At 67.4% G+C, this 15,231-nt stretch carries 12 protein-coding genes and 3 pseudogenes; 9 read left to right on the plus strand and 6 right to left on the minus strand.

Translation table 11 applies throughout. The features are described from left to right. The first annotated feature begins 2 nt into the window (after nucleotides 1–2). The 3 genes and pseudogenes from D3874_RS05630 to D3874_RS05640 all read left to right on the plus strand — a co-directional run. Nucleotides 3–473, plus strand: coding sequence for a MarR family winged helix-turn-helix transcriptional regulator (locus tag D3874_RS05630; protein ID WP_119777210.1), 471 nt, complete (start codon nucleotides 3–5; stop codon nucleotides 471–473). A 195-nt stretch (nucleotides 474–668) separates the two neighbouring features. Next, nucleotides 669–2,630, plus strand: a complete 1,962-nt coding sequence (locus D3874_RS05635) for a putative nucleotide-diphospho-sugar transferase (RefSeq protein ID WP_119777211.1) — start codon at nucleotides 669–671, stop codon at nucleotides 2,628–2,630. Between the two features lie 59 nt (nucleotides 2,631–2,689). Beyond that, nucleotides 2,690–3,817, plus strand: a pseudogene (locus D3874_RS05640) (acyl-CoA dehydrogenase family protein); the annotation flags it as partial. A gap of 180 nt (nucleotides 3,818–3,997) precedes the next feature. On the opposite strand, the gene grxD reads toward D3874_RS05640, so the two are convergent. From grxD to D3874_RS31875, 4 genes and pseudogenes are all read right to left on the minus strand, one after another. Then, the gene (gene grxD, locus D3874_RS05645) at nucleotides 3,998–4,336 is read right to left on the minus strand and encodes a Grx4 family monothiol glutaredoxin (RefSeq protein ID WP_119782153.1); all 339 of its coding nucleotides are present in this window, start codon (nucleotides 4,334–4,336) and stop codon (nucleotides 3,998–4,000) included. A 152-nt stretch (nucleotides 4,337–4,488) separates the two neighbouring features. Then, on the minus strand, nucleotides 4,489–4,983 hold the full coding sequence (locus D3874_RS05650) for a DinB family protein (RefSeq protein WP_119777212.1): 495 nt from the start codon (nucleotides 4,981–4,983) through the stop codon (nucleotides 4,489–4,491). A gap of 6 nt (nucleotides 4,984–4,989) precedes the next feature. Further along, nucleotides 4,990–5,151 carry a hypothetical protein gene (locus tag D3874_RS28410; protein ID WP_158595849.1) on the minus strand — a complete coding sequence of 54 codons (162 nt, stop codon included), beginning with the start codon at nucleotides 5,149–5,151 and terminating at the stop codon, nucleotides 4,990–4,992. A 397-nt stretch (nucleotides 5,152–5,548) separates the two neighbouring features. After that, a pseudogene (locus D3874_RS31875) lies at nucleotides 5,549–7,983 on the minus strand (penicillin acylase family protein). Between the two features lie 300 nt (nucleotides 7,984–8,283). Between D3874_RS31875 and D3874_RS05660 the strand changes: the two are divergent. Further along, nucleotides 8,284–9,024 carry a PhoH family protein gene (locus D3874_RS05660; RefSeq protein WP_119777214.1) on the plus strand — a complete coding sequence of 247 codons (741 nt, stop codon included), beginning with the start codon at nucleotides 8,284–8,286 and terminating at the stop codon, nucleotides 9,022–9,024. 153 nt (nucleotides 9,025–9,177) lie between these two features. On the opposite strand, the gene D3874_RS05665 is transcribed toward D3874_RS05660, so the two are convergent. Further along, nucleotides 9,178–10,341 carry an alpha-D-ribose 1-methylphosphonate 5-triphosphate diphosphatase gene (locus D3874_RS05665; RefSeq protein WP_119777215.1) on the minus strand — a complete coding sequence of 388 codons (1,164 nt, stop codon included), beginning with the start codon at nucleotides 10,339–10,341 and terminating at the stop codon, nucleotides 9,178–9,180. Between the two features lie 162 nt (nucleotides 10,342–10,503). Next, nucleotides 10,504–11,235: a phosphonate metabolism transcriptional regulator PhnF gene (gene phnF / locus D3874_RS05670; protein ID WP_158595851.1), complete on the minus strand. Its 732-nt coding sequence runs from the start codon at nucleotides 11,233–11,235 to the stop codon at nucleotides 10,504–10,506. 101 nt (nucleotides 11,236–11,336) lie between these two features. Here phnF and phnG point away from each other — a divergent pair, with 101 nt between their 5' ends. The 5 genes and pseudogenes from phnG (at nucleotide 11,337) to phnK (ending at nucleotide 15,229) form a co-directional block, all read left to right on the plus strand. Further along, nucleotides 11,337–11,798, plus strand: coding sequence for a phosphonate C-P lyase system protein PhnG (gene phnG, locus D3874_RS05675; protein ID WP_119777217.1), 462 nt, complete (start codon nucleotides 11,337–11,339; stop codon nucleotides 11,796–11,798). Then, nucleotides 11,791–12,396: a phosphonate C-P lyase system protein PhnH gene (phnH, locus tag D3874_RS05680; RefSeq protein ID WP_119777218.1), complete on the plus strand. Its 606-nt coding sequence runs from the start codon at nucleotides 11,791–11,793 to the stop codon at nucleotides 12,394–12,396. Before phnG ends, phnH begins: the two co-directional genes overlap by 8 nt. Nucleotides 12,397–12,409: 13 nt before the next feature. After that, nucleotides 12,410–13,411: pseudogene (locus D3874_RS29100) on the plus strand (carbon-phosphorus lyase complex subunit PhnI); the annotation flags it as partial. A 91-nt stretch (nucleotides 13,412–13,502) separates the two neighbouring features. Then, nucleotides 13,503–14,456, plus strand: a complete 954-nt coding sequence (locus D3874_RS29105) for an alpha-D-ribose 1-methylphosphonate 5-phosphate C-P-lyase PhnJ (RefSeq protein ID WP_199698956.1) — start codon at nucleotides 13,503–13,505, stop codon at nucleotides 14,454–14,456. Further along, nucleotides 14,453–15,229 carry a phosphonate C-P lyase system protein PhnK gene (phnK, locus tag D3874_RS05695; protein ID WP_119777221.1) on the plus strand — a complete coding sequence of 259 codons (777 nt, stop codon included), beginning with the start codon at nucleotides 14,453–14,455 and terminating at the stop codon, nucleotides 15,227–15,229. The genes D3874_RS29105 and phnK overlap by 4 nt, the downstream gene beginning before the upstream one ends. Nucleotides 15,230–15,231 lie beyond the last annotated feature (2 nt).

Genomic DNA, 15,231 nt, shown 5'->3' on the forward strand with positions numbered 1-15,231 from the left:
TCATGACGGGTGAGATCGACCGCCGCGCCATTCTGCTCGCCCGGGCGGTGGTCGTGCTGTTTCGGGATTTCGAGCTGGTCGCCCGCGAGGCGGAAATCACCGTGCCGCAGTACCGCTTCCTGCTGTTCCTCAAGCGGGGGCCCAAGCGGGCGGGGGAACTGGCCTTCGAGGCGGCGATCGGCAAGCCGACCGCGTCGGCCCTGATCGTCGAGATGGAAAAGCGCGGCCTGATCACCCGCGAGGCCGATCCCGACGATGCGCGCAGCATCCGCCTGCGCCTGACCGACCTGGGCCTCGACCGCCATGCCGCCTTCGAGACGGCCCTGGCGCGGCACCTGCAAGGCGTGCTGTCAGGGGGCGACGCCGACCGCATCCTGGAGGCTACCACCGAACTGGCCTATCTGATCGATGCCATGCGCGACCGCGCGTCAGTCGAATCAGTGGGCAATCTGATCGGCGACGAGCGTGATTGATCGGCGGTCTCTTGACGCGCCGCCGCCGCTATCGCCTTCTGGGCTTTGGTTGGGCGGGACGCGGAAGGCACGACTGTCGGCGTTGGGCGAACGGGGACTGGCATGACGACTTATCAGAAGGCAATTGCCGACGCCCAATTCGCTCTCTCCCAGCATTCCCGCCGGAACAACAAGGCAGCAAGGCTTCTCGAATGCTTGGACAGCATCAGGGCCGAGGCCGCCAAATTGGGCGACGAGCATCCCAAGATTGCCAAGGTGAAGGAATGCGAGGCATCGCTTCTGGTCGCCCTGGGGCAGAATGACGATGCCATCGCCGTGTTCAACGACCTGCTGGCCAAGCTGCCGCGCAAGCCCCGGCGCAAGCGCGTCAAGGCGGCAAAGAAGAAACTGGTCTATCTCGCCCGCCTGCTGAACATCTTCGAAACGATCCTGCGCGCCGGCGAACGCAGCCAGCGCGCCGCGGTCAAGCAGCAATTGCTGGGCGTCGTGCAGGCGAACCTGCCGGTGGTCTCCAAGTCGCTCGAGGAAATGCGCCTGCGCGTCGGCTTCATGAAGCTCGGCATGGGGCGCGACCATACGATCAATTTTCTCGATGCGCAGGCCAAGGGCCCCTTTGGCGACGAAGCGGCGATGGAGGCCCTCAAGCTCGCCATCGAGCAATTCATCTCCGACCCCCACGGCAGCCTCTACGAAAGCATCGCGGGGCGCCTGAACCGCAAGCGCCAAGCCAAGTGGTGGTCCTTGCGGGCCAAGCCGCTGAGCGAGACCTGGCTGCTCGGCAATGCGATCCTGCACGCCTATTTCACGCGGGAGACGGCAAAGGGCCTGCGGCCCGCCGATCTGCGCACCGGGACCATGGCCCAGGTGACGCAGACCTATATCGCCAAGGCCTCGATCTTCGGCCGCCCCAGGCTGAGCCGACTGGTGCCGCTGATCGGCGAGGAGACGATCTGGAGCGATGTCTACGACGGCGCCGAGGAAACGAAGCGGCTGATCACCGACGCGCTCTTCAACGCGGCCTTCACCAAAGGGCGCGCGCAGGACGCCGAGGTGACCGAAGACCTGCGCCTGAAGATCGCGCGCTGCGCCACCTGCCTGCAGGGCTTCTGGCAGCAAGCCGATTTGCGGGAGGATCTGCTCGGCCGGCTGGAGGAGGCTTGGTCGGGCATCGATACCCCACGCGCCTTCGTCGTGCGCGGCCAGATCGCCGTCGTTCGCAACGAGCACGACCGTGCCGAACAACTCTTCATGACGGCCGAGGAGCGCGACACCAGGCAGGGCCTGACCGGGTCGGGCCATTCGACCTTCATTTCGCCCGACCGGGTGAAACTGCGGGATTTCGGCATCGACAACAGCCCGTTTTCGGCCGACGCCTGCAAGTTCGAGCTCAAATTCGCCGACGAGGCGGACGGCGACGGGCCGGTGGCTGTAACCAGTGCCGATCCGATCTATTTCCGCCGCTATGCCGTGCCCTATGCCACCAGCCTGTGGGCATTGGCGCCCCGGATGCCCATTCACTTTCACGTGCTGGGCGATCTTGGCAATGTCGAGAACACCCTGGTTGCCCTGGGGGAGGCCGGCGGCGCCTTCTCCATCTCGACCGAGACCCCCGCAGTCTCCAAGCCGTATTACTATGCCACTGCCCGCTTCCTGCGCGCCGCGGAATTCATGCGGCTGTTCAAGCGGCCCTTGATACTGACCGATATCGACATCGTCTTTCGCGACGATCCGGCGCGATACGTGCCGCGCTGGATCGAGGCCGGTGATGTGGGCGTCCGATTCTTCGACGCGGTGCGGGCGCGCTGGTCGGTCTCCCGCAAGCGCCTCCTGTACCGGTATCCCAAGTTCGAGCCTTGGCGCATGCTCAACGCCGGCTGCGTTTACCTGAAGGCGAACACGCAGGCCAAATCGTTTCTCGATGTGCTGGCCAACCATACCTCGGAAGCCATGGCACGCTTTGCCGACAATCGCGGTTCGAACTGGTGGATCGACCAGAACATTCTCTATGCGGTCTTCGTTGCGACCATGCGGCAGGGGTCGGCCAAGGTATTCAGCCTGGAAAACACCGGCATCCCCTTCGGCGGCTACGTCCCGGTCGAGGGAGATCTGGGCCGGTCGGCCGGCACCCATCCGGCATTGGCCTTGCTGCAGGCTTGACACCCCGGGAGTCTCGCCAATAGTTCGTGCCACGAACTAAAAGCCCGAGGAAGCGCCTGATGGAACTGACGCCCCAGCACGAGGAACTGCGCCGCACCGTGCGTCGCTTCATCGAGGCGGAGATAAACCCGCATGTCGACGCCTGGGAAGCGGAGACGATTTTTCCGGCGCATGAAGTCTTCAAGAAGATGGGCGACCTCGGGCTACTGGGCATCGCCAAGCCGGAGGCCTATGGCGGCTTGGGCCTCGACTATTCCTACAGCGCGGTGATGTCGCAGGAACTGAGCCGGATCAACTCCGGCGGTGTCGCCATGGCCATCGGCGTGCAGACCGACATGGCGACGCCGGCGCTGGCCCGCTTCGGTTCGGACGAGTTGCGCCAGGAATTCCTGGCGCCGTCGATCGCCGGCGATTACGTCGCCTGCATCGGCGTCTCCGAGCCTCATGCCGGGTCCGACGTGGCGGCGATCCGCACCAAGGCGGTGCCCGACGGCGACGACCTGATCATCACCGGCTCCAAGATGTGGATCACCAGCGGCACCCAGGCCGACTGGATGTGCATGCTGGCCAACACGGGCGAGGGCGACCGCCACCGCAACAAGTCGCTGATCTGCGTGCCCCTGAAAGAAAACGGCAAGCGGGCCAAGGGCGTGACCGTCGCGCGTAAGCTCAAGAAGATGGGCATGCACGCCTCCGACACCGCCGAGTTGTTCTTCGACGAGGTACGGGTGCCCAAGCGTAACGTCATCGGCGAGCCGGGCATGGGCTTCGTCTACCAGATGATGCAGTTCCAGGAGGAACGGCTATACGCCGCGCTGGGCGCCATCGGCGGCTGCGAACGCACGCTCGAGGAGACGATCGAATACACCCGCAACCGCAAGGCCTTCGGCAAGTCGATCCTGGACAATCAGGTGGTCCACTATCGCCTGATCGAGTTGATGACCGAGGTCGAGGCCCTGCGCGCCCTGACCTGGAACGCGGTCGCCACCCATGTCGCGGGCGGCGATTGCACGGTGCTTGCCTCAATGGCCAAGCTGAAGGGTGCCCGCCTGGTCCGCGAGGTGAACGATGCCTGCCTGCAGTATTGGGGCGGCATGGGCTTCATGGATGAGACGCAGGTCTCGCGCCGCTATCGCGACAGCCGCCTGAGCTCGATCGGCGGCGGCGCCGACGAGGTGATGATCGGCATCATCGCCAAGTTCAAGGCCTGTTGCCCGGCAAGAACTGAGCTGCCGCAAACCACCGGCCGCCGGTGTTTCCCTCCTCACCCAACCCTCTCCTCCCAGGAGGAGAGGGCTCTGTTCTCCCTCTCCTCTCGAGAGGAGAGGGCCGGGGTGAGGAGGGGAGCGCCCGTCGGCAGGACCAGTTCAGGCCGCTTCGTTGTAGGCGATGCCTTTTTCAGCCAGCAGGGTCTGCAACTCGCCGGTCTGGTACATCTCGCGGACGATATCGCAGCCGCCGATGAATTCGCCCTTCACGTAAAGCTGGGGGATCGTCGGCCAGTCGGAAAAGCGCTTGATGCCGTCGCGCAGCGAGGGGTCCGACAGGACGTCGAAGCCCTTGAACTTCACGCCCAGCCGGCTCAACACCTGCACCACGGCGGCCGAGAAGCCGCACTGCGGGAAGATCGGCGTGCCCTTCATGAACAGGACAACCGGGTTTTCCTCGACGTCGCGGCGGATCCGCTCGAAGACTTCATCGCTCATATCATCACTCCGTGATCCGCCGGCATGGGGGAGGCCGGGGCAGATCGCCCAGAAACCGATCACAGAAAGGTAATGCGCCGCCAGCCCGCCCGCAAGCGCGCGACCGTCGCAGCCCCGTGGGGCGGCCATGCGCGGTGGTCAGTGCAGGGAGGTCAGTGCAGGCGCTGGAAATAGAGCAGGTCCAGCGGCGGGGCCTCGCCGGTCAAGCCGGTCAAGATGGCGTGGGCCTGGCCGCGATGATGGGTCTGGTGGTTGAACAGATGGGCCAGGGCGAGGGGCAGGAGCTGCACGAATTCCTCAGGGCCCGAGACCCGGCGATAGCGGATGGTGCCGGCCAGGCGCGTCTCGTCCAGGCTGTCGACAAAGGCGATGAGGCGGCGATCCTCGGCCGCGCGGGCCACGGCCAGGTCGGCCAGATGGTCGAACAGGATCGCATCCAACTGGTCCGGTGCCTCGCCCTCGCCGGTGAAGCGCTTGAGCCAGATCCGGTCGGCGACCAGCAGGTGGTTGAGCGTGCCGTGCAGGGACTTGAACGCGGCGCCGCGATCGGCCCGGTACTGGGCATCGGTCAGGCTCGCCGCCGCCTCGTAGAGCCGGCCGTTGGCCCAGGCGTTGTAGCGGGCGAACATGTCGAAATGGGCTTTCATGGTCGCTCAGTCGCCCAGGCAGCGGCTGATCGCCTTCTGCGCGGTCAAGCCGTTGGCCCCGGCGAAACACAGGGCAAGGTCGGTATCTTCGCACACGAAGCGCGGGCCATCGTCCGCCGACGGCGCGACATAGGCCCAGCCCGTGGTGCCGCGGGAATTGCGACACATGGCATTCCAGTCGCGGGCATCCTGGGCCTTCCAGGTGATGCGATAGCGCCAGACCCCGGCAGGAAGGGGTCGCTGGCCACATCCACGATCGAATAGATCAGCGCGCCGTCGCTGAAGCTGGTGCCGGCCAGGTCGCGGGCGTTGAGCGTCCGGCCGTTCACCTGCCCGACCAGGTTGCCGTTTTCCACGGCAATCGCGTCGAGGTTTTCGGCGGCGGCGACACCGCTTGCCAGCGTAGCGGCGGCACATGACGCAGCAACGGCGGCAAACGAGATTGATCGCCGGCGAAAGCCGACCCACGCCATGGCGTGTTCAAGATCCATCAAAGCAGCGATCCTGTCCAAGCGTCGACATCATTTACCTTAATTGTCGCGCCGTTGGAATGCTGTGATCGCTGTCACTGATGGCTGGCGGGCTGCAACGACAGACGGCCGGCGGCGCGCCCCGCAATCGCCGCGCGATCGGTCGGGATCGTCAGGTATTCGCCCCTCGCCCAGGGGCCTGACAGGTCGTCCCAGTGCGGCGAGTAGGGATTGCCCGATTGTCCCGTCGAAATGCTGAAGCGCGAGCGGTCGAGGTCGTCGAGATCGTAGATCGCGCGAAAGCCGGCGGCATGGACATTGGCGAAGGGGGCCTCGCCGGCGCCCAGGCGCATCGCCCCGCGCAGCAGGGTATCCTCGCCGCCCGCGGTCGGCGGCTCGATCGAGGTGAGCGCGGCCATGCCGGGCACATAGCGCAGGATCGGATGGCGCATCAGGGCGATATGCGCGCGGTTCCAGCGCCAGCCTGTCATGTCGTCGCCTTGCTGGGCGGCGAGTTCGTCCAGCGCCTCGCTCAGGGCGGCACGGATCTGGTCGCGACAGGTCTCGACCGCCGGCGTGGTCGAGCGATCGTCGCACCATTGCGCCTGGCCGCCGAGGACGGCGCGCAACTGGATGGGGCGCAGGCCGGCCCAGCCGCGATAGTCGTCGCCCAGGTCGTCGGCGAACAGCCGGCGGTTCAAGGCGCGGGCCCAGGCCATGGCGATCAAGGGTTCGGGCCGGTCGCCCGCCATATGGCGATCCCATTTGGCCAGCAGATCCAGGGCCTGGCCGATACGCCCGCCTTTCATCTCGCCGTGCTGCTCGATCAGCGTGGCCATGAATTCGACCGAGAAGGGCGACAGCGTGTCGCCTTGGGCGCTTGCGGCGTCGTCCAAGGTGTAGCCGGTCCTGGCGGCCAGCAGGTCGTGGAGGCGCTGGGCCCGGTAGGGCACGTCGTATTCCTTGCCGATGAACCAGGGCGAGGCGGGTGAGGTTACCGCGTTGTTGGCGTTGAAGACGAAGCCGCTGGGCGGGTTGCGGAATTGCGGCAGGCCGTCGAAGGGGACTTCGCCGACCCAGTCGCCGGCACCGCTGGCACCGTCGGCGGGCATGCGGCCGTCGCCCGATTTGCGCACCGGGATGCGCCCGGCCGCGATCATGCCAATGTTCCCCGCCCGGTCGGCATAGGTCAGGTTCTGCTGCGGGTTGTGGAAATTGCGGGCTGCGGCCAGGAACTGGTCGGCGTCCTGGGCGTCGACGAAGCCCAGCATCGCCTCGGCGGTGCGGTCGCCGGGCGTCAGGGCTTCGTGGGACAGGGCGATCACCGTCCCGGCGGCTCGCGGCAGGTCACCGGCCAGGACATCGGATACCACCGGGCCATGGCGGGTCTCGCGCAGGGTGACCGTGACCGGTATCCCGAAGCGGACCTCGATGGTCTCTTGCCGGGTGACGAAGGGTCGCGGGCCGTCGGGGTCAGGTAGCGCGTGGCATCGGCCGGGTCCACCGTCTCGACGAACAGATCCGCGGCATCGCCGCCGGTGGTGGTCAGGCCCCAGGCGACGTGGCTGTTGTGGCCCAGGATGGGCATAGGAATGCCGGGCAGGGTGGCACCCACCACCTCGAGGCCGGGCGCCGAGAGATGGGCCAGATGCCACAGGCCCGGCGCCATCAGCCCCAGGTGCGGATCGTTGGCCAGGATCGGCTTGCCCGTGGCCGTTCGGTTGCCGGCCACGGCCCAGGCGTTGGAGGCGCCAGGCCCCACCAGGTCCTGCCCCGGCGCGGCGAAGGCCAGCACCCGTGCGATGGCCGCGCGAGCCCCCGCCTGGCCGGGGCCGTCGGCCTGGGCGAAATCGGGCAGGGTGCCGCTGCCGTCGGCGGCCGGCCCGCCGCCCACCGGCGGGGTGAAGAATTCCAGGGTCTCGCCGTCCAGGTGTTCGGCCATCCGGGTCCGTTGCGCCTCGCCGAACCAGTTGCCGGTCAGCATCAGGCCCAGCAGCTTGCCCAGGACCAGGCTGTCGCTCGGCTGCCAGGGCTCCGGCTCGAACAGCAGCAGGGTGAATTCCGGTGCCAGCGGCCGGTCGCGGGTGGCGAGCCAGGCATTGACCCCGTCGGCATAGGCCGCCAGCACGGCCTTCAATTCGGGCGAGGCGGCGGCGTAATCGGCCTCGGCGGCCCGCGCCGCGCCGATGGTGCGGGCATAGATGTCGGCATCGACGGCCTGGCTGCCGGCGATTTCGCTCAAGCGCCCGCGGCCGAAGCGGCGGAATAACTCCATCTGAAACAGCCGGTCCTGGGCGTGGGCATAGCCCAGGGCGAAGAAGGCATCGTGGCGGTTGGCAGAAAGAATGTGCGGGATGGCGTGCGAATCACGCACAATCTCCACAGGGGCGTTCAAACCCGGCAACACTGCCGTACCGCTCGCCTCGGGCACCGATCTCGCCAGCCACAGGCCAACGCCGACGCCTGTGATAATGACGGTCGCGGCAAGTGCCGCCAGGGCGATGCCACCCCATTTCAAGATCCGGGTCATGGTGCGGCGCACGCGCAAGTCCTTGTGTTATTTTTCCGTGACGGGTCAAAATCTTGACGACAAAGCTTCAACCTTGCGCTTAACATAGTGTCGTTGTGTTCGTGGTGAAAAGGTAATCAGCCCCTGATCCCGTCGCGCCCACATATCGCACCCCGCCCCCGCGTCGCACCGCCGTCGACGTGCCGCAAGCAGCCGCCCTTTGTTGGCGGCTTTTTTGTTGCGCGTCTGCCGGCGATGGCGGGGTTCGCGATGCGATCGTCGCCTGTCGGACTACCTCTCTAATTTTCTGAGGAGCGTCGCATGACCAAACGAGCCGCCCGCGCCAAGTCCCAGAACGAACCCCATGAGAGCAAGGTACGTACCCTGTTTCAGGAAGTCGCCACCTGGGATCCAGCGGACGAGGATGATCGCGAGCAGCGTTACGTCCGCAAGGTGCGGCCGCAGAGTGACAATCAGCGTGCCTTGATCGAGGCGATCGGCGCCCACAACCTGACCTTGGCGCTGGGCCCGGCGGGCACCGGCAAGACCTATCTCGCCATCGCCCAGGCGGTGGAAGCGCTCGAGCACGGCGCCGTGAACCGCATCGTGCTGTCGCGTCCCGCGGTGGAGGCGGGCGAAAGCCTGGGTTACCTGCCCGGTGACATGCACGAGAAGCTGGCGCCCTATCTCCAGCCGCTGTACGACGCCTTGAACGAACGCCTGGGCGCCAAGCGGCTGAAGGCCTATCTGGCCAACGGCTCGATCGAAATCGCGCCCGTCGCCTTCATGCGCGGCCGCACCCTGAACGGCGCCTTCGTCGTGATCGACGAGGCGCAAAACTGTACCTATGCCCAGATCAAGATGCTGCTCACCCGCCTGGGCTGGCACTCCACCATGGTGCTGACCGGCGACCCGGACCAGAGCGACCTGCTCGAAGGCCTGTCCGGCCTCTCCAACATCGCCCAGCGCCTCGAAGCCGTGCCGGGCATCGCGGTGGTGCGCCTGAACGACCGTGACATCGTCCGTCACCCGCTGGTCGCCAGCATGCTGGGCGTGCTGTAATGCAATAGTTCCCTCTCCCCGCTTGCGGGGAGAGGGGTAGGGTGAGGGGTGTTGGGGCCGATCAAGGCATTGTCAGGTTTGAAATCGCCTGTCGACCCCTCACCCCGGCCCTCTCCCCGCAAGCGGGGCGAGGGAGTGAGGCGTCCTGAACTATCAGAATCCCGCGGCCAGTTGCCGGTCGGCCTGGAACACCGGGCGCCCGGCGACCAGGGTGGCGGCGACGCGGGGCAGGGCGGGTTGCTCGTCATCGACCAGCACGAAATCGGCCCGCGCGCCGGCGCGGATGCTGCCGCGATCGGTCATGCCGGCCGCGGCCGCGGGGTTGGCCGAGACCAGGTCCCAGGCCTTGGCGAACGGCAGCACGCCTTCCCGTGCCAGGCGGAAGGCGGCATGCAGCAGCGAGGGATAATAGTAATCCGAGGCCAGCACATCGCCGATCCCCCGGGCCAGCATGGTGCTGGCGCCGATCGCGTTCGTGTGGCTGCCGCCGCGCATGACGTTGGGCGCCCCCAGCACGATGGGATCGCCCAGATCGCGCGCGGCCAGGGCGGCGGTTTCGGTCTTGGGGAACTCGCAGATGGTGCAGCCCAGGGCATGGAACTGGCGCCGCATCTCCGGGCTGTCGTCGTCGTGGCTGGCGCTTGCCACCCGGGCGGTGGCCGCGGCCTTGGCCAGGCGCGAGATCGTCGCCGGCACTTCGTCGCGCCGGGCCCACACGCGCGAGACCAGGGCGCGGAAATCGCCGACCGACAGGTGGGCCCGCTCGGCATATTTCTGCAGCTTGGTCGGCTGGTCGATCAGGCGGTGGATATCGGGCGTGTGATCGTTGAAGGCCAGCAGGCGGATGCTGCCGTCGTCGAGCCAGCCGGCGACCTCGTCCACCGCGTCGAGATTGAAGGTTTCGTGACGCAAATGGACATGAGTGTCAGCAGCGAGGCGCCCGCGCTGGCTGGCAATCGCCTCCTTCAGGCGCCTGGTCATCAGGCCACCGCGCAGGCCCGGCTCCCAGGAATAGGTGATGGCATGGAAGGCGGTGGTGATGCCGTTGCCCACCATTTGCAGGTCGGTTTCCTGCAATGCCACGGCCAGCGATACCTCGACGCCGGGGCGCGGCATGATCTGGCGCTCGAAAGCGTCGCCGTGCAGGTCGATGATACCCGGCAGGACCAGCAGGCCGCGGGCGTCGATCACGTGGAAGGCGCTGAAACCGGTGGCGCGGGTGGGGCCGGCAATGCGCCCGCCTTCGATCGCGAGGGATCCCTCTTCGATCGTCCCGTCAGGCCACAGGATACGCCCCCCTCTGATCTCGACGCGCATCGGCGTGTCACTCCTTGAGCAATCTATCCGCCGAGCGTAACCCCGTTCGATTTCATGCCCATGACAAATGAGAGGGCTCTCGCCTTTGTCATCAAATGATCACTCTAGTCGTCTAGATGTTATGGACAACGCGGTCAACAAGGGAACGGGTCTGTGTACCGATCAGTTTTCGACCACAAGCTGGATGCGCGCGGCGGCAAAGCGGGCGATGCCGAAGCCGATCGGCGTGCCGGCCGGGTCGACATCGATCGACTCGGTCACCAGCACCGGCTGGTTGCGCGGCTGCTGCAGCAGGCGGGCGTCGCCGGCATCGGGCATCTGGGCCATGATCCGTGTCACTTTTCTGAAATAATCGTCGATGCCGCGGCTGGCCAGCGCCTTGGTGATCGAGCCCAGGCGGCGATAGTCTTCGATGATCCCGTCGAAGCGGGCCTTGGGGAAATAATTGCTGCCCAGGCACAGGGGCCGGCCGTCGGCGTGGCTCAGGGTCTCGAGCTGGATCACCGGCCGGCCCGCCCGGATGTTCAGGCTGCGGGCGATGCGCACGGGGGCCGGCATTTCCGCCGCCCGCAGGAAGGTGGAGCCCGGGGTGCGGTCCAGCTTCCTCAAATTCTCGCTCATCCGCGTGCGCTGGCCCAGGGCGTAGTCGATGACATCCTCGGCCACGAAGGTGCCGCGGCCCTGTTCGACCCGCACGGCGCCGGCCTCGGCCAGGGCGGCGACGGCCCGGCGCAAGGTGTGGCGGTTGACGCGGAAACGGGCGGCCAGATCGGCCTCCGGCGGCAATTGCTCGCCCGGCTTGACCACGCCGCTGGTGATTTCGTCCTGCAGGGTCTGGGCGATCTGGGCCCAGATCGCCTGGCCCCGGGCCCGCGTCGACTCCACCAATGTCACGATTGATCCCCCTTGCCGTCCCAGGCCGTTGCAGGCACCCTACAGAGGTATAGACGAATAGACAAGATGCAGAATTGGTCCAGTCGTCAGGAAGAGCCGCGATGAACAGCGTTTCCCACGATCCTGCCGGTACCCGCCGGCACTGGCTGGCGGTCCTGGCCCGGGCGCCGGTCGAGCGGCTGGCGGCGGCACTGGACGGCGAGGATGGGCTTCCCGCCTTCCGCACCGTGAAACCGGCGCAGACGGGCCTGGTGATGGTGCGGGGGAGGGCCGGCGGCACGGGCGAGCGCTTCAACCTGGGCGAAATGACGGTCAGCCGCTGTACCGTGGCCGATGCCGCGGGCCGCATCGGCGTGGGCTGGGTTGCCGGGCGCGACCGGCGCAAGGCCGAGCTGATCGCCCGCGCCGACGCGCTGCTGCAAGACCCGGTACGTTACCAGCGCCTGAAGACCACGTTGATCGAGCCGCTGGCGCTGGAGATCGCGGCGGCGAACGCTGCCCGCGCGGCCAAGGCGGCGGCGACCAAGGTCGACTTCTTCACCATGGTGCGCGGCGATGACTGAGGTGGCGAGCGACCAACTCGCCGGCCTGCTGGCCGGCTTCACCGATCCCGTGGGGGCAGCGCAGGGCTGCTTCCGTGCCGTGCTGGATGCCATGAGCCGGCCGGGCCGGATCGTCGAGCTTGGCGTGCCGGCAACAGCCCCTGCCGGCCTGTCGCAGGCGGCGGCCAGCGTCATGGCCACGCTGGCGGATCTCGATACCGCGGTGTGGCTGGGGGCGGGGCTGGACGGCCAGGGCATTGCCGCCTTCGTCACCGGCCAATGCGACGCACCGCTGGCGGCGCGGCCCGCCGCGGCGGCGTTCGCCCTGGTGCAGGCCGCCGACCTGCTGCCGCTCGATCGTTTCGGAGCAGGTGACGAGGCCTATCCCGATCGTTCCACCACCGTGATCGTCGAGGGCGCGGCGCTGGGCGAGGGGCCGGCATTGACCCTGTCCGGGCCCGGCATCAAGGGCAGCCACGGCCTGGGCGTCGGCGGCCTGCCCGCCGGCTTCGTCGAGGCCTGGCGCCAGCAACGCGCGGCCTTTCCGCTGGGCGTCGATCTTGTCCTTTGCACCGGGGACCGGCTGGCGGCGCTGCCGCGGTCGGTCGACATTCGCTGAACGGAGGCTTGCCATGTATGTCGCGGTCAAGGGCGGCGAGGCGGCGATCGATGCCGCCCATGCCTGGCTGGGCGAGGAACGGCGCGGCGACCCGGCCGTGGCGGCGCTGAGCCCCGATCAGATCCGGGAACAATTGGGTCACGGCGTCGACCGGGTGATGGCGGAAGCCTCGCTCTACGATCCCGACCTGGCGGCCCTGGCCCTGAAACAGGCGCAGGGCGACGTGATCGAGGCGGTGTTCCTGCTGCGTGCCTATCGCACCACCCTGTCGCGCCTGGGCGCCAGCCTTCCCGTGGACACGGCGCAGATGCGCATCGACCGGCGCATCTCGGCCACCTTCAAGGATCTGCCCGGCGGCCAGGTGCTGGGCCCCACCTATGATTACACCCACCGCCTGCTCGATTTTGTCCTGGCGGCGAACGGCGAGGTGCCGCCGGCCGTCCAGGCCGATAGCCCGCTCGACAGCGAGATGCCTCGCGTTCTCGACCTCCTGGCCGACGAGGGCCTGATGGAGCGGGAAGTCGCCCCTGACGACGAGAGCGGTCCGGTGCCTGACCTGACCCGAGAACCGCTGACTTTCCCTGCTGGCCGGCCCCTGCGGCTGCAATCGCTGGCGCGGGGCGACGAGGGCTTCGTGCTCTCGCTGGGCTATTCCACCCAGCGCGGCTATGGCCGCAACCATCCCTTCGCCGGCGAGATCCGCCAGGGCTTCGTGGGCGTGGAGGTCGAAATTCCGGAACTGGGCTTTGCCGTCGATATCGGCGACATCCGCCTGACCGAATGCCAACTGGTCAACCAGTTCAAGGGCGACGCCACCCGCCCGGCCCAGTTCACCCGCGGCTATGGCCTGATCTTCGGCCGGGGCGAGCGCAAGGCCATGGCCATGGCGCTGGTCGACCGGGCGTTGCGGGCGCAGGAATTCGGCGAGGCCGTCCAGGGCCCGGCCCAGGACGAGGAATTCGTCCTGTCCCACGCCGACAATGTCGAGGCGTCGGGCTTCGTGCAGCACCTGAAGCTGCCGCACTACGTCGATTTCCAGGCCGAGCTGCAACTGGTCCGCGCCCTGCGCCAGGCCCGTGTCGCCACCCCCTGCAGGAGGCGGCGGAATGACCGACGCGACCGGTTACAACTTCGCCTATCTGGACGAACAGACCAAGCGCATGATCCGCCGGGCGATCCTGAAAGCGGTGGCGGTGCCCGGCTATCAGGTGCCCTTCGCCAGCCGGGAAATGCCGCTGCCCTATGGCTGGGGCACCGGCGGCATCCAGGTGACGGCCGCGATCCTGGGCGCCGACGACACGCTGAAGGTGATCGACCAGGGCGCCGACGACACCACCAACGCGGTCTCGATCCGCCGCTTCTTCGCCCGCACCGCCGGCGTCGCCACCACGACGAAGACGGCCGAGGCGAGCGTGATCCAGACCCGCCACCGCATTCCCGAGGTGCCCCTGGCCGAAGACCAGATCCTGGTCTACCAGGTGCCGATCCCCGAACCCCTGCGCTGGCTGGAGCCGCGCGAGGCCGAGACCCGCACCCTGCACGCCCTGGGCGACTACGGCGTGATGCAGGTGGAGCTGTACGAGGACATCGCCACCCACGGCAAGATCAAGCGCTCCTACGATTACCCGGCCGAGGTCGCAGGCCGGTATCTCACCAGTCCCAGCCCGATCCCCAAGTTCGACAACCCGAAACTGGGCGATTGCCCGGCCCTGCAATTGTTCGGCGCCGGCCGGGAAAAGCGCATCTACGCGATCCCGCCCTATACCCCGGTACGCAGCCTGGATTTCGACGATCATCCGTTCTCCATCGATCATCCGGGCATGCCCTGCGCCCTGTGCGGCGACAAGGCGAGCTTCCTCGACGAGATCGTGACGGACGACAAGGGCGGCCGCCTGTTCGTCTGCTCGGACACTGACCATTGTGCCTCGAGGCAGGAAAAAGAGCCCCCAGCCGTCATTCCGGCGAAGGCCGGGATCCATTCTGGGGCAGCGCGCGATGTCGCAATGGATCCCGGCCTTCGCCGGGATGACGCCAGAGATGAGCGAGGAGCGTCGTCATGACCACCGAACCCATCCTCGACGTCTCGTCGCTGACCTACGATTACGGTAACGGCCGCGGTATCGAAGACATCTCCTTCGCCCTGTGGCCGGGCGAGGTCTTAGGGATTGTCGGCGAATCCGGCTCGGGCAAGACCACCCTGCTGAAACTATTGGGCGGGCAAATCCGCCCCACCTCGGGTGAACTCACCTATCGCCTGGCGTCCGGCGAGGTGGTCGATCTCAACGCGCTGCCGGAGGGCCGGCGCCGCCTGCTGGCCCGCACCGAACTGGGTTTCGTGCATCAGAACCCGCGCGATGGCCTGCGTCTCGCCGTCTCAGCCGGCGGCAATGTCGGCGAGCGGCTGATGGCGTCCGGTGCGCGCCACTACGGCCGCATCCGCGGTGCCGCGGCCGACTGGCTGCGCCGGGTCGAGATCGAGGACGGCCGCATCGACGACAAGCCGACCACCTTCTCGGGCGGCATGCAGCAGCGCCTGCAGATCGCGCGCAACCTCGTCTCCGGGCCGCGCCTGGTGCTGATGGACGAGCCGACCGGCGGCCTGGATGTCTCGGTCCAGGCGCGCCTGCTCGACCTGCTGCGCGGCCTGGTCGCCGACCTGGGCCTGACCGTGGTGATCGTCACCCATGACTTAGGGGTAGCCCGCCTGCTGGCCGACCGGCTGATGGTGATGCAGGGCGGCCGGGTGATCGAAAGCGGCCTGACCGACCAGGTGCTGGACGATCCGCGCGAACCCTATACCCAGCTACTCGTCTCCTCCGTCCTGGCGGCCTGACC

Origin of the sequence: Oleomonas cavernae (assembly GCF_003590945.1) — a bacterium.
In the GTDB taxonomy this organism is placed as follows: domain Bacteria; phylum Pseudomonadota; class Alphaproteobacteria; order Zavarziniales; family Zavarziniaceae; genus Zavarzinia; species Zavarzinia cavernae.